Origin of the sequence: Massilia sp. LjRoot122, assembly GCF_964252725.1 — a bacterium.
GTDB lineage: Bacteria > Pseudomonadota > Gammaproteobacteria > Burkholderiales > Burkholderiaceae_D > Telluria.
The window spans coordinates 5146234-5160805 of sequence record NZ_CAXUPB020000001.1 but is presented as its reverse complement, the minus strand read 5'-3'; the positions used below and the strand labels follow the sequence as shown (position 1 = coordinate 5160805).

Genomic DNA, 14572 nt, shown 5'->3' with positions numbered 1-14572 from the left:
TAGACCGAATGGCAAAAGACGACGTCATCCAAATGCAAGGGGAGATTCTCGAGAATCTCCCGAACGCAACATTTCGCGTGAAGCTGGAAAACGGGCACGTGGTACTGGGACATATCTCGGGTAAAATGCGCATGAATTACATCCGCATTCTCCCGGGTGACAAGGTGACGGTGGAGTTGACTCCGTACGACCTGTCCCGGGCTCGCATTGTGTTCCGCACCAAGTAAAAATCATTAAAGTAAACGAACCGAAGAGAGTGCAAAATGAAAGTTAACGCTTCAGTCAAGCGGATCTGCCGCAACTGCAAGATCATCAAGCGCAAGGGCGTGGTCCGTGTGATCTGCGTCGAGCCGCGTCACAAGCAGCGTCAAGGTTAAGAGGAATAACGAATGGCACGTATTGCAGGGGTTAACATCCCAAATCATCAGCACACTGTTATCGGCCTGACGGCGATCTACGGTGTTGGCCGTCCACGTTCGCAGAAGATCTGCGACGCAACCGGTATCGCGACCAACAAGAAGGTCAAGGACCTGGACGACAACGAACTCGAGAAGCTGCGTGACGAAGTCGCGAAGTTTGTCGTGGAAGGCGACCTGCGCCGCGAACTGTCCATGAACATCAAGCGTCTGATGGACCTGGGCTGCTACCGCGGCATGCGTCACCGTAAGGGCCTGCCAGTGCGCGGTCAGCGTACCCGTACCAATGCACGTACCCGCAAGGGCCCGCGCAAGGCCGCACAATCGCTGAAGAAATAATCTAGGAACCGACCATGGCCAAGCAACAGAGCAGCGCAGCAGCAGCCCGCGTGCGCAAGAAAGTCAAGAAGAACGTCGCCGAGGGCATCGCCCACGTCCACGCGTCCTTCAACAACACCATCATCACGATCACCGACCGTCAGGGCAATGCTCTGTCGTGGGCAACCTCGGGCGGCGCAGGCTTCAAGGGTTCGCGCAAATCGACCCCGTTCGCAGCGCAGGTTGCTGCCGAAGCCGCCGGCAAGGTTGCTCAGGAATCGGGCGTGAAGAACCTGGAAGTGCGTATCAAGGGCCCAGGCCCAGGCCGTGAATCGGCTGTGCGCGCACTGAACAACCTGGGCATCAAGATCACCGAGATCCAGGACGTTACCCCGGTTCCGCACAACGGCTGCCGTCCGCCGAAGCGTCGTCGTATCTAATACGAGGTCGCTGACGCTGAGGTAGGGCGGTCTCCGGACCGTCCTGCGTCGCGGAATGCCAACGACGGGGCCTCGCGCCCCCAAAGAGCGTGTGAAAAAGCGGCCAGGGCAAGGCGCTTCGTCGAAGACAGTACGCGAGTACGGCGAGACGAAGCAACGCAGCCATGGACGAATTTTTCACACGCTCGTTGTGTTTTATGAGATTGGCCGGTGCAGTGCCCTGAAAATGGGTTATACTGCCCGGCTCTTGTCGTCTGCCGTATTCACGGCGGGCGGTTTTTTAAGCCACGTCCGCTCTCATGCAGAAGCGGACTAGCGCCTGCCGCATCGCTTGCGATGCCTCTGGGGCGTGATTAATTTTAAAAGGTATTCAACGTGGCACGTTATATCGGACCAAAAGCAAAACTGTCGCGCCGTGAAGGCACTGACCTATTCCTGAAGAGCGCACGCCGCTCGCTCGATTCGAAGTGCAAACTGGACGTCAAGCCAGGCCAGCACGGCGTCAAGTCGGGTGCCCGCACCTCGGACTACGGCAACCAGCTGCGTGAAAAGCAGAAGGTCAAGCGCATGTACGGCGTCCTCGAGCGTCAGTTCCGCCGCTACTTCGCTGAAGCATCGCGCAAGAAGGGCAACACCGGCGAAACCCTGCTGAAGCTGCTGGAAGCCCGCCTGGACAACGTCGCTTACCGCATGGGCTTCGGCTCGACCCGCGCCGAAGCACGCCAGCTGGTGAGCCACAAGGCCTTCACCGTGAACGGCAACGTCGTGAACATCGCTTCGTACCAGGTCAAGACCGGCGACGTGATCGCTGTGCGCGAAAAGGCCAAGAAGCAAGTGCGTATCCAGGAAGCCCTGTCGCTGGCTGAACAAGTCGGCATGCCGAGCTGGGTGTCGGTCGACAGCAAGAAGATGGAAGGCACCTTCCGTTCGTTCCCGGAACGTAACGAGATCGCTGCTGACGTCAACGAAGCGCTGATCGTCGAACTGTACTCGCGTTAATTGACTTTTTGGACGACGCAAGTCGTTCAAAAAGTCACCCCGGCGCAGGCCGGGGCCCAAGTTTGGTGGCTATGCTGCGAACTTGGATCCCGGCCTTCGCCGGGATGACGGAGTGGTGTGCGAGCGCAGCAACCTAGGGTTGGCATCGCACAGGAACAGCTTCCCATCTCTCCGTCATCTCCGAATTCGTCTCACCGCCTGCTCGCCGAGCAGGCGCTTTATCTTTAATGCCATCAGCCTTATCGGTGTAACGAGCCGAGGGTATTGAAAAGGACATTTCATGCAAAACAGTCTGTTGAAACCACGTATCATCGATGTCGAAGCACTCGGTGCCGGCCACGCAAAAGTCGTGATGGAGCCGTTCGAGCGTGGTTATGGTCACACCCTGGGCAACGCGCTGCGTCGCGTGCTGCTGTCGTCGATGGTTGGCTACGCGCCGACCGAAGTGACGATTGCCGGTGTCGTGCACGAGTACTCGTCGCTGGACGGCGTGCAGGAAGACGTCGTCGACCTGCTGCTGAACCTGAAGGGCGTGGTCTTCAAAGTCCACAACCGTGACTCCGTCACCCTGACCCTGAAGAAGGAAGGCGAAGGCGCCGTGCTGGCGTCGGACATCGACCTGCCGCATGACGTGGAACTGATCAACCCGGATCACGTGATCGCTCACCTGACCGCCGGCGGCAAGCTGGACATGCAGATCAAGGTCGAGAAGGGCCGCGGCTACGTTCCTGGTAACGTGCGTCGCCTGTCGGAAGACACCAACAAGACCATCGGCCGCATCATCCTGGACGCATCGTTCTCGCCAGTGCGCCGCGTGTCCTACGCCGTGGAATCGGCCCGTGTCGAACAGCGTACCGACCTGGACAAGCTGATCATCAACATCGAAACCAACGGCGTCATCACCCCGGAAGAAGCGATCCGCCAGTCGGCACGCGTCCTGGTGGACCAGCTGAACGTGTTCGCCGCCCTGGAAGGCACCGAAGCCGCCGCCGAAGCACCGTCGCGTGCTCCGCTGGTCGATCCGATCCTGCTGCGTCCGGTCGACGACCTGGAACTGACCGTCCGTTCGGCAAACTGCCTGAAGGCCGAAAACATCTACTACATCGGCGACCTGATCCAGCGTTCGGAAAATGAACTGCTGAAGACGCCGAACCTGGGCCGCAAGTCGCTCAACGAAATCAAGGAAGTCCTTGCTTCGCGCGGCCTGACCCTGGGTATGAAGCTGGAAAACTGGCCGCCTGCAGGCCTGGAGAAGTAATTGCTGTACCTGCCCGGACAATGTTGTCCGGGCAGTTTTAAACCCGTAGAACCGGTCCGCGGACATGCGCAAGCATGGACGATCGAAGAACTGGAATTAAACACTCGAAAGGAAGTACCATGCGTCACCGTCACGGCCTCCGTAAGCTGAACCGTACCTCGTCCCACCGCCTGGCAATGCTGCGCAACATGACCGTCTCGCTGCTGCGTCATGAAGCCATCAAGACCACCGTGCCGAAAGCCAAGGAACTGCGTCGCGTCATCGAACCGATCCTGACCCTGGGCAAGACCGACACCCTGGCCAACAAGCGCCTGGCATTCGCTCGCCTGCGCGATCGCGAAATGGTGCAGAAGCTGTTCGCTGAACTCGGCCCACGTTACGCCAACCGTAACGGCGGCTACCTGCGCATCCTGAAAATGGGTTTCCGCGTGGGCGACAACGCGCCTATGGCCTACGTCGAACTGCTGGACCGTCCGGAAGTCACCTCGGCTGAAGAAGCACCGACCGCCGAGTAATCGCTTCCCGCGTCAAAAGAACCAGGCCTCGTGCCTGGTTTTTTTTCGCCTGCGAAAACGGTGTACCATGCCGGTGCGCTGAAACAACTCCCTGACACCATGTCCGACTCGCTCCACCGCCTTGCCCGCTTCCTGATCGCCTGCCTGTCCCTGTTCTCCGTCCTGATCGCAGGCGCCGGCAGCGTGCGCGCCGCGGACGACTTCCTCGACCCCGCGATCGCCTTCCGTTTCGAGGCGCGCATGGCCGATCCGCAGACAGTCGAAGTGCGCTACCAGATCGCCGAGGGCTACTACATGTACCGCGAGCGCTTCGCCTTCCGTGCGAATGGCATCAAGCTCGGACCGCCGGAGATCCCGCCGGGGAAGGTGAAGTTCGACGAGACCTTCCAGAAAGATGTCGAGACCTACAAGGGTGAACTGCTCATTCGCATCTCGGTCGAGGGCAGTGGGCCGTTCACGCTGACGGCAGCCAGCCAGGGCTGCGCCGATGCGGGCCTGTGCTATCCGCCGCAGGAACACAGTGCCCAGCTGGCGGCCGGTGATGGCGCCGCGTCGGCGCCTGTGCTGCCGATCGGCGCCAATGCACCGCAGATGTCGACGGCGCCCCCGGTCCAGGCGCCCGCCGCCGCGGCCCAGCCCTCCGAGATGGCCGGCATTGCCGGCATCCTCGAAGGCGGCCGCCTGCTGGCCATCGTCCCGGCCTTCGTCCTGCTCGGCCTGGGCCTGGCCTTCACGCCCTGCGTGCTGCCGATGGTGCCGATCCTGTCCTCGATCATCGTCGGCGAGGGCCGCCAGGCCGGCCGCGCGCGCGGCTTCATCCTGTCGGCGACCTACTCGCTCGGCATGGCGATCGTCTACACGGCGCTCGGCGTCGCCGCCGGCCTGGCCGGGGAGGGGCTGGCCGCCGCCCTGCAAAATCCCTGGGTGCTGGGCGCCTTCGCCGTGCTGATCGTGGCGATGGCGATGTCGATGTTCGGCTTCTACGAGCTGCAGATGCCGGCCGCGCTGCAGACGCGCCTGGCCGGCGCTTCCGGCCGCCAGTCCGGCGGCAAGCTGGCCGGCGTGTTCGCGATGGGCGCCATCTCGGCCCTGATCGTCGGTCCCTGCGTAGCGGCGCCGCTGGCCGGTGCCCTGGTCTACATCAGCCAGACGCGCGACGTGGTCATCGGCGGTGCCGCGCTGTTCGCGATGGCGGTCGGCATGAGCATTCCGCTGCTGCTGGTCGGCGTGTCGGCCGGCTCGCTGCTGCCGCGCGCAGGCGCCTGGATGGAATCGGTCAAGCGCCTGTTCGGCGTGCTGATGCTGGCAATGGCCTTGTGGCTGGTGTCGCCGGTGCTGCCGCCGCTGGTGCAAATGCTGGGCTGGGCCGCGCTGCTGCTTGGCTACGGCTTCTACCTGATGCGCCGGCACCGCCACTGGGCTTCGATGGCCGCCGGCGCGGCCTTCGCCGTGCTGGGGGCGGTGCAGCTGGTCGGCGCCGCCACCGGCGGACGCGACGCGCTGGCGCCGCTGGCCCACCTGACGGGCGGAGCCCACCAGGGCCTGGTGTTCAAGCGCATCAAGACCGTGGACGAGCTCGACCGTGAGCTGGCCAATACCGGCGGCAAGAGCGTCATGCTCGACTTCTATGCCGACTGGTGCGTGTCCTGCAAGGAGATGGAGAAGCTGACCTTTATCGACCCTGCAGTGCAGGCGAAGCTCGCCAATACCATCCTGCTGCAGGTGGACGTCACCGCCAACGATGCCCAGGACAAGGCAATGCTGAAACGCTTCAAGCTGTTCGGGCCGCCCGGGATCATCCTGTTCGACAGGGAAGGGCAGGAAATCCCGGACAGCCGGGTGATCGGCTACCAGGACGCGCGCAAATTCCTCGTCTCGCTGCAAAAACTGGATCGCTGAGCTGGCCGGCTTGTTGCAGCGACGCCATATCGGCAAAAATTAACTGTTTCCTTTAGACAAAGAAAATGTCCATGCGGGCATATTCGTCGGGATAATGAAGTCAGCATATCTCCCCCGTCGAGCTCGCCATGGAAACGATGTTTGAAGAATTCGAGTCTTTCGATTCGAGCCCGCCGCCGCGGCCGGTTGCGCAAACCTCGCCCCTGGTTCGCCTGCAATACCTGATCGACAACACCCCGGCGATTGTCTACAGTGCGGTACCCACCGGCGACTTCAAGCTGACCTTTGTCAGCAAGAATGCCTACCGCGTGCTCGGCCACCGGACGGAGGACATGCTGGCCGATCCGAACTTCTGGTTCGACCATATCCACCCGGAAGATGCACCGAATATCTTCTCCAGCCTGGCCTTGCTGTTCGTCGAGGGCGAGCGGACCTACGAATACCGGTTTCGCTCGGCCAGTGGAGAGTACCTGTGGATGCGCGACCAGCTGCGCCTGATCCGCGACGAGCACGGGACGCCCATCGAGGTGATCGGCTCGCTCAGCGACATCAGTGCGCGCAAGCGCATGGAACAGGAGCAGGAAGGCCTGATCGCCCGCCTGCGCGAAGCACACGAGCAGCTGCTGCAGTCCGAAAAGATGGCGTCCATCGGCCAGCTGGCCGCCGGCGTCGCTCACGAAATCAACAACCCCCTGGGCTTCGTCAACAGCAACATGGGGTCGCTGAAAAGGTACCTCAACACGCTGCTGGCGGTGGTGGCGGCCCATGGCAGGGCGGTCAGGCAGGCGGCGCCGGGCAGCGTGCTGGAGGCGCGCTTCGACGCCATCGCGCGCGAAACGGACCTGGCCTTCCTGCAGGAGGAGGTGGCCGCCCTGGTGGCGGAGTCGCTCGAAGGCCTGAAGCGGGTGCGCGAAATCGTCCAGGCGCTCAAGGATTTTTCGCACATGGGCGACACCGACTGGCAGAGCGCCGACCTGCACGCCGGTCTCGACAGCACATTGAATATCGTCGCCAATGAGATCAGGTACAAGGCGACGGTCGAGAAGCGCTATGGCAGCCTGCCTTTCGTCACCTGCCTGCCGTCGCAGCTGAACCAGGTCTTCATGAACCTGCTGGTCAATGCCGCCCACGCGATCCGCGAGCGCGGCGTCATTACCATCACCACCGGCGTCGATGGCGACTGGGTGTGGGTAGCCGTCAGCGACACCGGCTGCGGCATCCCGCCGCAGAACATGAATCGCATCTTCGAGCCCTTCTTCACGACCAAGCCCGTCGGCAGCGGTACCGGCCTGGGCCTGTCGCTTTCCTATAGCACGGTCAGCAAACACGGCGGACGCATCGATGTCGAGTCGGAAGTCGATGCGGGCACCACCTTCACGGTTCGCCTGCCCATGCTTCCCCCCGCCAGCGCCGAGGCCTGAGCAACAAAAAAAGGACGCCTGAGGGCGTCCTTCGTCATTCAGGCGTCGCGCGCTCAGCCCTGCATCATGCCGTGGCCGCCATGGCCGCGATGATGACGGCCGCCGCGGCGCTGCTGCTGCTCGTCGAAGACCTTGCGCTGTTCCGGGCTCAGGGCCGCGTACAGGCTGTTCAGGGCCGACAGGCGGGCTTCCATGCGGGCGGTGCGCTGCTTCTGCATCGCGATGCGGCGCTCCAGGCGCTGCGGCGCGGTGAGGGCGGCACGCTGCTCCTTGCTCAGGCGCTGGCCGGCACGTTCACCCTGTTGCGGCGGGGTCATGCTGGCCACGAAGGCCTGCCACACCGGCTGCTGGGCCGGGGTCAGCTTCAGTGCATCGGCCAGCTTGGCCTGGCGGGCAGCATGCATTTCGGCGCGCTTGGCGTGGCGCTCGGCCATCTTCGCCTGGCGTTGTTCGGGCGACAGGGCGCGGAATTCAGCGCGCTTGGCCTGACGCTCTTCCTTGCTGATGGCGTGGCCGTGGCGGCCTTCAGCAGGCGCGCCGGTCTGGGCTTGGACGCCCAGCGAAGCGCCGGCGATGCCGAATGCGGCGAGGACGATGACGATGTTTTTGCGGACGGTGTTCATTGTGTTTTCCTTGGTGAGAGTCTGGTGGGTGTGCACTTTGCATCCGGACTGCTCGCTGCACGGTTCCCATCATCGACCTAAACTGTAACCGAGGAATTTCCCCTGTCCGATACTTTGTATCAATATGTTTCGGGCCTATCGGCATATACAAGCCGATACAAAACCGCTGTCCATGCTTCCCATAGATGCGGATAATTGCGGTTATGGACAATCCCTCTACGATCTTGATCGTCGACGACGACCGCGACATCCGCACCCTGCTCGCCGACTACCTGGAATCGAACGGCTACCGCACCATGTCGGCCGCCGACGGCACCGGCATGTGGAAGGCCCTCGACGACGCCCGCCCCGACCTCATCGTGCTCGACCTGAACATGCCGGGCGACGATGGCCTGACCCTGTGCCGCAAGCTGCGCGCCACCTCCAGCCTGCCGGTCATCATGCTGACCGCCCGCAGCGAGCCGCTCGACCGCATCCTCGGCCTCGAGATGGGCGCCGACGACTACCTGCCGAAACCCTTCGAGCCGCGCGAACTGCTGGCGCGCATCCGCAGCGTGCTGCGCCGCTCGCACGCGATGCCGTCCAATGCCCCGTCCGAGAGCGTGCAGCAGATGCGTTTCTCCGGCTGGACCCTCGACCTCACCGCGCGCCACCTGCTCAACCCGCAGGGCGTGGTCATCATGCTGTCGGGCGCCGAGTTCCGCCTGCTGCGCGTCTTCCTGGAGCACCCGAACCGCGTGCTCAACCGTGACCAGCTGCTCAACCTCACCCAGGGCCGCGACGCCGACCCCTTCGACCGCTCGATCGACATCCAGATCAGCCGCCTGCGCCAGAAGCTGGGCGAAGACGCACGCATGCCGCAGATCATCAAGACCGTGCGCAACGGCGGCTACGTGCTGGCCGGCCAGGTGACGGTGGAGCCGTCCGCGTGAAAGCTTTCCTCGGATCGATGACGGGGCGCGTATTCATCACGCTGTTGCTCGGTATCCTGATCTCGGCAGCACTGACCCAGCTGGCCGCCGACCTCGAGCGCCAGCGGGTGGTCCAGCAGCAGCGCGACCAGCACGTGCTCGAGCGCGCCGAACAACTGGTGATGGCCACCGAAATCGTGCCGACCTCGGCGCGTTCGGTCTACCTGTCGGTGGCCAACCGTCCCGGCCTGCGCCTGGAAGTCGGGGCGCCCGAGCCGCTGGCCGGCGTGCCGACCGGCTTCGCCCGCGCGCTGGCGGCGCGCCTGGGCGACGGCTACGGCATCACCTCGGCGGCCAGCCGCCCGGCCTCGTGCGAGATGCCGCACCAGTTGCCGGTGCTGTACGGCCTGCTGAGCGTGCAGTGGCGCGGCGCCTGCGAGATGCTCAACGTGCGCCTGCGCGACGGCGAGGAACTGCGCCTGTCGGTACTGCCCCCGCGCACCGCCATCACCGGTCCCGAGACCGACTACCGCACCACCATCGGCCTGTTCCTGTTCAGTATTGCCGCGCTGGCCTACGTGGTGGCGCGCATGACCACCCGCCCGCTCAAGGTGCTGGCGCGGGCCGCCCAGGACCTGGGCCATGACATCAACCGCGCGCCGCTCGAACTGACCGGCGCCAGCGAGATCCGCCAGGCCAGCGCCGCCTTCAATGCGATGCAGGCGCGGATCCGCCAGTACATCTTCCAGCGTACCCAGATGCTGGCGGCGATCACGCATGACCTGCAGACGCCGCTGACCCGCATGCGCCTGCGCCTGGAGAAGGTGTCGGACACGGAATTGCAGGAACGCCTGATCGGCGACCTGTCGGCCATGCAGGAAATGGTGCGCGAAGGCCTGGTGCTGGCGCGCAGCATGGACACCACCGAGAACATGCAGATGCTCGACCTCGATTCGCTGCTCGAGGCCGTGTGCGCCGATGCCGTCGATGCCGGCCAGCAGGTGGCACTGAAGGGGCAGGCCGGCATTGCCCTGCTGGGCCGACCGCTGGACCTGCGCCGCTGCCTCGGCAACCTGATCGACAACGCGGTGAAGTACGGCCGCGATGCACGCGTCTGCGTCGAGCGTATGGGCGGCGCGGCGCGCGTGCGCATCCGCGACAGCGGCCCCGGCATCCCGGCGGGCGAGCTGGGCCGGGTGTTCGACCCGTTCTACCGCGTCGAAACCTCGCGCTCGCGCGAGTCGGGTGGTACCGGCCTCGGCCTGACCATCGCCCGCAACATCGCCGAACAGCATGGCGGCAGCATCGCGCTGGCCAACCATCCGGAAGGCGGCCTGGAAGTGACGCTGGTGCTGCCCGAGTATTACCCGAACAAGTAATCATACTGAATACACAATCCTGATACATGGCCGTGCGAGAATGCAGCGCGGCGCAGGGCGCTTAACACAAGAGAAAGAGCCGCAGGGACTGGCGGCAAGGGACGAACATGAAAAAGAAGAACGCGGGATTCATCGTGGGTGTCGTGGCGCTGGCCGTCGCCGGTGCCTGGTACCTGAACAAGGGTGACGGCGCCCACGCCGACAATGGCCAGGGCGGCAAAGGCCCGGGCGGCAAGGGCGGCATGCCGCCGACCACCGTCAACGTGATCGCGCCGCAGCGCCAGGACGTCGGCGTCGAGCTGTCCGCGAACGGCACCGTGACCCCGGTGCGCACCGTCGACCTGCATCCGCAGACCACCGCCACCATCCGCCAGGTGCATATCCGCGAAGGCCAGTTCGTCAAGGAAGGCCAGCTCATGTTCTCGCTCGACGACCGCGCCGACCGCGCCAACGTCGCCCGTGCCGAAGCGCAAGTGGCGCAGAACCGCGCCACCCTGGCCGACCTCGAGCGCCAGTACAAGCGCAGCCAGGAACTGTCCTCCCAGGGTTTCCTGTCCCAGAGCGCCGTCGACTCCCTCAAGAGCCAGGTCGACGCGGCCCGTGCCCTTGTGCAGAGCAATACCGCAGCCTCGCGCGCCAGCCAGGTCAGCGCCAGCTACACCAGCATCCGCGCCCCGATGTCGGGCCGCGTCGGCGCCATCGACATCCATCCCGGCGCCCTGGTGCAGCCGGCCACCTCGCTGACCACCATCACCCAGCTGGATCCGATCGACGTCTCGTTCAACATGCCGGAATCCGCGCTCGGCGCACTGCTGACGGCGCAGCGCGCAGGCAAGGTGGCGGTCCAGGCCTCGACCGGCGGCGACGCCAAGCCGGTCATCGGCGAGCTGAAGTTCGTCGACAACGCGGTCGACCCGGCCGCCGGCACCATCCGCGTGAAAGCCCAGTTCGCCAATCCGGAATCCAGCCTGTGGCCGGGCCAGTACGTGAGCACCCGCGTCACGGTCCAGACCATCCGCGACGCCGTCGTGATTCCGCAGAACGCGATCATCACCAGCACCCAGGGCACCTTCGTCTACGTGGTGGGCGAGGGCAACGAAGCGAAACAGGTCAAGGTGGCGCGCCTGCACGGCTTCGGCGAGTATGCTGCCGTGACCGGTCTGCAAGGGAGCGAGAAGGTCATTACCGAGGGCAAGCAGAACCTGCGTCCGGGCGGCAAGGTACGCCTCGCCGGTGCCAAGAAGGGTGACAAGGCATGAACCTGTCGGAACTATGTATCCGCCGTCCCGTGATGGTGGTCCTGATGTCGATCAGCCTGATCCTGGTCGGCGTCCTGGCCTACATGCACATCCCGGTCGCGGCGCTGCCGAGCTATAACACGCCGGTCATCAACGTCAACGCCAACCTCGCGGGCGCCAGCCCGGAGAACATGGCCTCGTCGGTCGCGCTGCCGCTGGAAAAGCAGTTCGCGACCATCGCCGGCATCAAGATGATCAGCTCGACCAACACCCAGGGCAACACCTCGCTGACGCTCGAGTTCGACGAATCGATCGACGTCAACCAGGCCGCCGTGGACGTGCAGGCCGCGCTGCTGCAGGTCCAGCGCCAGCTGCCGCAGGAAATGACCGACCTGCCGTCCTACCGCAAGATCAATCCGGCCGACGCCCCGATCCTGTTCATGCACATGACCTCGCCGTCGATGGACTTGTCGGAGCTGAATGACTACGCGGAAAACCTGGTCTCGCCGGCGATTTCGACCCTGCCGGGCATCGCCCAGGTGACGGTCAACGGCGGCAAGCGCTTCGCGGTGCGGGTGCGCGCGAAACACGATCTGATGAATGCGCGCAACATCTCGATGTCCGAGCTGGCCACGGCGCTGCGTTCGGCGAATTCGATCACCCCGCTCGGCATCCTGGACGGTCCGACCCAGACCCTGACCATCCAGGGCGGCGGCCAGCTGATGCGCGCCGCCGACTTCGCCGGCCTGATCGTCGCCACCCGCGACGGCCTGCCGGTGCGCCTGCGTGACATCGCCGAGGTCGAGGACAGCTACCAGTCGGTCAAGGCCACGGGCAGCCTGAACGGCGAACGCTCGATCGTGCTGATGGTGCAGCGCCAGCCGAACGCGAATACCGTGCAGGTGGTCGACTCCGTGCGCGAGCTGATGCCGCGCTTCGAGACCCAGCTGCCGCAGTCGATCAAGATCCACCTTGTCAACGACCGTTCGGTCTCGATCCGCGAAGCGATCCACGACGTCAACCTGACCCTGGCCGGCACCATCGTGCTGGTCATCCTGGTGATCTTCCTGTTCCTGCATCGCCTGACCGCGACCTTCATCCCGGCCGTCACCGTGCCGATCTCGCTGCTGGGCGCGCTGTCCCTGCTGTACGCCTTCGGCTACAGCCTCGACAACATCTCGCTGCTCGGCATCACCCTGGCGGTCGGCCTGGTGGTCGACGACGCCATCGTGGTGCTGGAGAACATCGTGCGCCACATGGAGATGGGCAAGAAGCCGATGCAGGCGGCCCTGGTCGGTTCGCGCGAGATGGGCTTTACCATCATTTCGATCTCGATCTCGCTGGTGGCGGTGTTCATTCCGATCTTCTTCATGCCGGGCGTAATCGGCCTGCTGTTCCGCGAGTTCGCGGTGATCGTCGGCCTGGCGGTGCTGGTCTCGGCCGTGGTCTCGCTGACCCTGGTGCCGATGCTGTGCTCGCGCCTGATCAAGCATGGCGGCCACGTCGACCCCAAGGAAATGTCCTGGGTCGGCCGCCGCTTCGAGGCGATGTTCACCAACGTGCGCGACGGCTACGCCCGCACCCTCGACATGGCGCTGCGCCACCGCTTCCTGGTCTTGATGCTGGCACTCGGCACCGTGGTGCTGACCGCCGTGCTGTACACGACCATGCCGAAAGGCTTCTTCCCGGAAGAAGACATCGGCCAGCTCCGCGTGACGGTCGAGGCTTCCGAAGACACGTCCTCGCTGGCGCTGATGAAGCTGCAGGCCCAGGTGGTGGACATCGTGCGCGCCAATCCCCACGTGCAGAACGTCACCTCCTTCAGCGGCGGCGGCAACACCGGCCGCATGTTCCTGGTGCTGAAGCCGCGCGCCGAGCGCCCGCCGATGTCGCTCGTCGTGGACGAGCTGCGCAAGGCCACGCGCCAAGTTGCCGGCGTGCAGGTCTTCCTGTCGCCGGTGCAGAACCTGCAGCTGGGCGGCCGCCAATCCAAGAGCCGCTACCAGTACACGCTGCAGAGCGTGTCGGGCGGCGAAATCGGCGGCTGGGCCGACCAGTTCCTCGAGCGCATGCGCGCCGACCAGCGCTTCCGCGACGTCACCAGCGACTCGCAGAACAAGGCGCTGCAGGCCACCATCGACATCGACCGCGACAAGGCGGCGCTGCTGGGCGTGGAGATGGCCGACATCCGCACCGTGCTGTATGCCTCCTTCGGCGAACGCCAGGTCTCGACCATCTACTCGACCGCGGCCAGCTACTACGTGATCCTGGAAGCGGCGGCCGTCGACCGCTACTACGACGAAGCGCTGTCGCGGGTCTCGGTGCGTTCCAAGAACGGCGACCTGGTGAAACTGTCGAGCTTCGCCACCGTCAAGCGCACGGTCGGCCCGCTGGCGGTCAACCACCAGGGCCAGCTGCAGGCGATCACGCTGGCGTTCAACCTGGCGCCGGATGTGCCGCTGGGCGACGCCACCGCCGCCATCGAGCAGATGGGCCGCGACATGAAGCTGCCGGCCTCGATCATCACCAACTACGGCGGCGACGCGGCGGTGTTCAAGGACACCCAGTCGAGCCAGCTCATCCTGATCATCGCCGCCATCGGCGTGATCTACGTGCTGCTGGGCGTGCTCTACGAGAGCTACATCCACCCGCTCACCATCCTGGCCGGCCTGCCGTCGGCGGCGGTGGGGGCGCTGCTGACCTTGTGGATCTTCGACATGGACCTGACCCTGATCGCCATGATCGGCATCCTGATGCTGATCGGTATCGTCAAGAAGAACGCGATCATGATGATCGACTTCGCCCTCGACGCCCAGCGTAACCAGGGCATGAAGCCGCAGGACGCGATCCGCGAGGCCTGCATCCTGCGCTTCCGCCCGATCCTGATGACGACCCTGGCGGCGATGATGGGCGCGCTGCCGATCGCGCTGGGCATCGGCGCCGGCGCCGAGCTGCGCCAGCCGCTCGGCCTGGCGGTGGTGGGCGGCCTGATCTTCTCGCAGGTGATCACCCTGTACATCACCCCGGTGATCTATTTGTACCTCGACAAGTACAGCGGTACCGGCCCGATGACGGACCGGCAACTGGCCAAGCTGGAAGCGGCACACTGATGGAAACCTGCAGGCGGACTACTTCGCCTGCCGTTTTCCGGCAAC

Annotated in this window: 14 protein-coding genes; 13 read left to right on the top strand and 1 reads right to left on the bottom strand. The window is 64.5% G+C overall.

Features of this window, described 5'->3' with window-relative positions; genetic code table 11:
• The first annotated feature begins 8 nt into the window (after positions 1-8).
• From infA to ACSQ25_RS22675, 9 genes are all read left to right on the top strand, one after another.
• Positions 9-227, top strand: a complete 219-nt coding sequence (infA, locus tag ACSQ25_RS22715) for a translation initiation factor IF-1 (RefSeq protein ID WP_005663428.1) — start codon at positions 9-11, stop codon at positions 225-227.
• 36 nt (positions 228-263) lie between these two features.
• Positions 264-377, top strand: a complete 114-nt coding sequence (gene rpmJ / locus ACSQ25_RS22710; protein ID WP_005663407.1) for a 50S ribosomal protein L36 — start codon at positions 264-266, stop codon at positions 375-377.
• Between the two features lie 12 nt (positions 378-389).
• Positions 390-755: a 30S ribosomal protein S13 gene (gene rpsM, locus ACSQ25_RS22705; protein WP_056337616.1), complete on the top strand. Its 366-nt coding sequence runs from the start codon at positions 390-392 to the stop codon at positions 753-755.
• A gap of 14 nt (positions 756-769) precedes the next feature.
• The gene (gene rpsK / locus ACSQ25_RS22700; protein ID WP_005663404.1) at positions 770-1174 is read left to right on the top strand and encodes a 30S ribosomal protein S11; all 405 of its coding nucleotides are present in this window, start codon (positions 770-772) and stop codon (positions 1172-1174) included.
• Between the two features lie 375 nt (positions 1175-1549).
• Positions 1550-2173 carry a 30S ribosomal protein S4 gene (rpsD, locus tag ACSQ25_RS22695; RefSeq protein ID WP_436107902.1) on the top strand — a complete coding sequence of 208 codons (624 nt, stop codon included), beginning with the start codon at positions 1550-1552 and terminating at the stop codon, positions 2171-2173.
• 280 nt (positions 2174-2453) lie between these two features.
• Positions 2454-3431 carry a DNA-directed RNA polymerase subunit alpha gene (locus ACSQ25_RS22690; protein WP_005663401.1) on the top strand — a complete coding sequence of 326 codons (978 nt, stop codon included), beginning with the start codon at positions 2454-2456 and terminating at the stop codon, positions 3429-3431.
• A 119-nt stretch (positions 3432-3550) separates the two neighbouring features.
• On the top strand, positions 3551-3946 hold the full coding sequence (rplQ, locus tag ACSQ25_RS22685; protein ID WP_005663400.1) for a 50S ribosomal protein L17: 396 nt from the start codon (positions 3551-3553) through the stop codon (positions 3944-3946).
• A 99-nt stretch (positions 3947-4045) separates the two neighbouring features.
• On the top strand, positions 4046-5845 hold the full coding sequence (gene dsbD / locus ACSQ25_RS22680; protein WP_436107901.1) for a protein-disulfide reductase DsbD: 1800 nt from the start codon (positions 4046-4048) through the stop codon (positions 5843-5845).
• 137 nt (positions 5846-5982) lie between these two features.
• The gene (locus tag ACSQ25_RS22675; RefSeq protein WP_436108125.1) at positions 5983-7266 is read left to right on the top strand and encodes an ATP-binding protein; all 1284 of its coding nucleotides are present in this window, start codon (positions 5983-5985) and stop codon (positions 7264-7266) included.
• A gap of 53 nt (positions 7267-7319) precedes the next feature.
• Here ACSQ25_RS22675 and ACSQ25_RS22670 read toward each other — a convergent pair whose 3' ends face one another.
• Positions 7320-7889: a Spy/CpxP family protein refolding chaperone gene (locus ACSQ25_RS22670; RefSeq protein ID WP_436107900.1), complete on the bottom strand. Its 570-nt coding sequence runs from the start codon at positions 7887-7889 to the stop codon at positions 7320-7322.
• A gap of 203 nt (positions 7890-8092) precedes the next feature.
• Between ACSQ25_RS22670 and ACSQ25_RS22665 the strand changes: the two genes are divergently transcribed.
• From ACSQ25_RS22665 to ACSQ25_RS22650, 4 genes are all read left to right on the top strand, one after another.
• A complete protein-coding gene (locus ACSQ25_RS22665) occupies positions 8093-8821 on the top strand; it encodes a response regulator (protein ID WP_436107899.1) in 729 nt (242 codons plus the stop codon).
• Positions 8818-10179 carry an ATP-binding protein gene (locus ACSQ25_RS22660; protein WP_436107898.1) on the top strand — a complete coding sequence of 454 codons (1362 nt, stop codon included), beginning with the start codon at positions 8818-8820 and terminating at the stop codon, positions 10177-10179. The genes ACSQ25_RS22665 and ACSQ25_RS22660 overlap by 4 nt, the downstream gene beginning before the upstream one ends.
• 107 nt (positions 10180-10286) lie before the next feature.
• Positions 10287-11438: an efflux RND transporter periplasmic adaptor subunit gene (locus tag ACSQ25_RS22655; protein WP_436107897.1), complete on the top strand. Its 1152-nt coding sequence runs from the start codon at positions 10287-10289 to the stop codon at positions 11436-11438.
• Positions 11435-14527, top strand: a complete 3093-nt coding sequence (locus tag ACSQ25_RS22650) for an efflux RND transporter permease subunit (protein ID WP_436107896.1) — start codon at positions 11435-11437, stop codon at positions 14525-14527. The genes ACSQ25_RS22655 and ACSQ25_RS22650 overlap by 4 nt, the downstream gene beginning before the upstream one ends.
• Positions 14528-14572 lie beyond the last annotated feature (45 nt).

What these genes read in the sequence shown, in the direction of transcription:
- infA (WP_005663428.1), top strand. Translation starts at nt 9, where the DNA reads ATGGCAAAAGACGACGTCATCCAAATGCAAGGGGAGATTCTCGAGAAT.
- rpmJ (WP_005663407.1), top strand. Translation starts at nt 264, where the DNA reads ATGAAAGTTAACGCTTCAGTCAAGCGGATCTGCCGCAACTGCAAGATC.
- rpsM (WP_056337616.1), top strand. Translation starts at nt 390, where the DNA reads ATGGCACGTATTGCAGGGGTTAACATCCCAAATCATCAGCACACTGTT.
- rpsK (WP_005663404.1), top strand. Translation starts at nt 770, where the DNA reads ATGGCCAAGCAACAGAGCAGCGCAGCAGCAGCCCGCGTGCGCAAGAAA.
- ACSQ25_RS22690 (WP_005663401.1), top strand. Translation starts at nt 2,454, where the DNA reads ATGCAAAACAGTCTGTTGAAACCACGTATCATCGATGTCGAAGCACTC.
- rplQ (WP_005663400.1), top strand. Translation starts at nt 3,551, where the DNA reads ATGCGTCACCGTCACGGCCTCCGTAAGCTGAACCGTACCTCGTCCCAC.
- dsbD (WP_436107901.1), top strand. Translation starts at nt 4,046, where the DNA reads ATGTCCGACTCGCTCCACCGCCTTGCCCGCTTCCTGATCGCCTGCCTG.
- ACSQ25_RS22675 (WP_436108125.1), top strand. Translation starts at nt 5,983, where the DNA reads ATGTTTGAAGAATTCGAGTCTTTCGATTCGAGCCCGCCGCCGCGGCCG.
- ACSQ25_RS22670 (WP_436107900.1), bottom strand. Translation starts at nt 7,889, where the DNA reads ATGAACACCGTCCGCAAAAACATCGTCATCGTCCTCGCCGCATTCGGC.
- ACSQ25_RS22665 (WP_436107899.1), top strand. Translation starts at nt 8,093, where the DNA reads ATGGACAATCCCTCTACGATCTTGATCGTCGACGACGACCGCGACATC.
- ACSQ25_RS22655 (WP_436107897.1), top strand. Translation starts at nt 10,287, where the DNA reads ATGAAAAAGAAGAACGCGGGATTCATCGTGGGTGTCGTGGCGCTGGCC.
- ACSQ25_RS22650 (WP_436107896.1), top strand. Translation starts at nt 11,435, where the DNA reads ATGAACCTGTCGGAACTATGTATCCGCCGTCCCGTGATGGTGGTCCTG.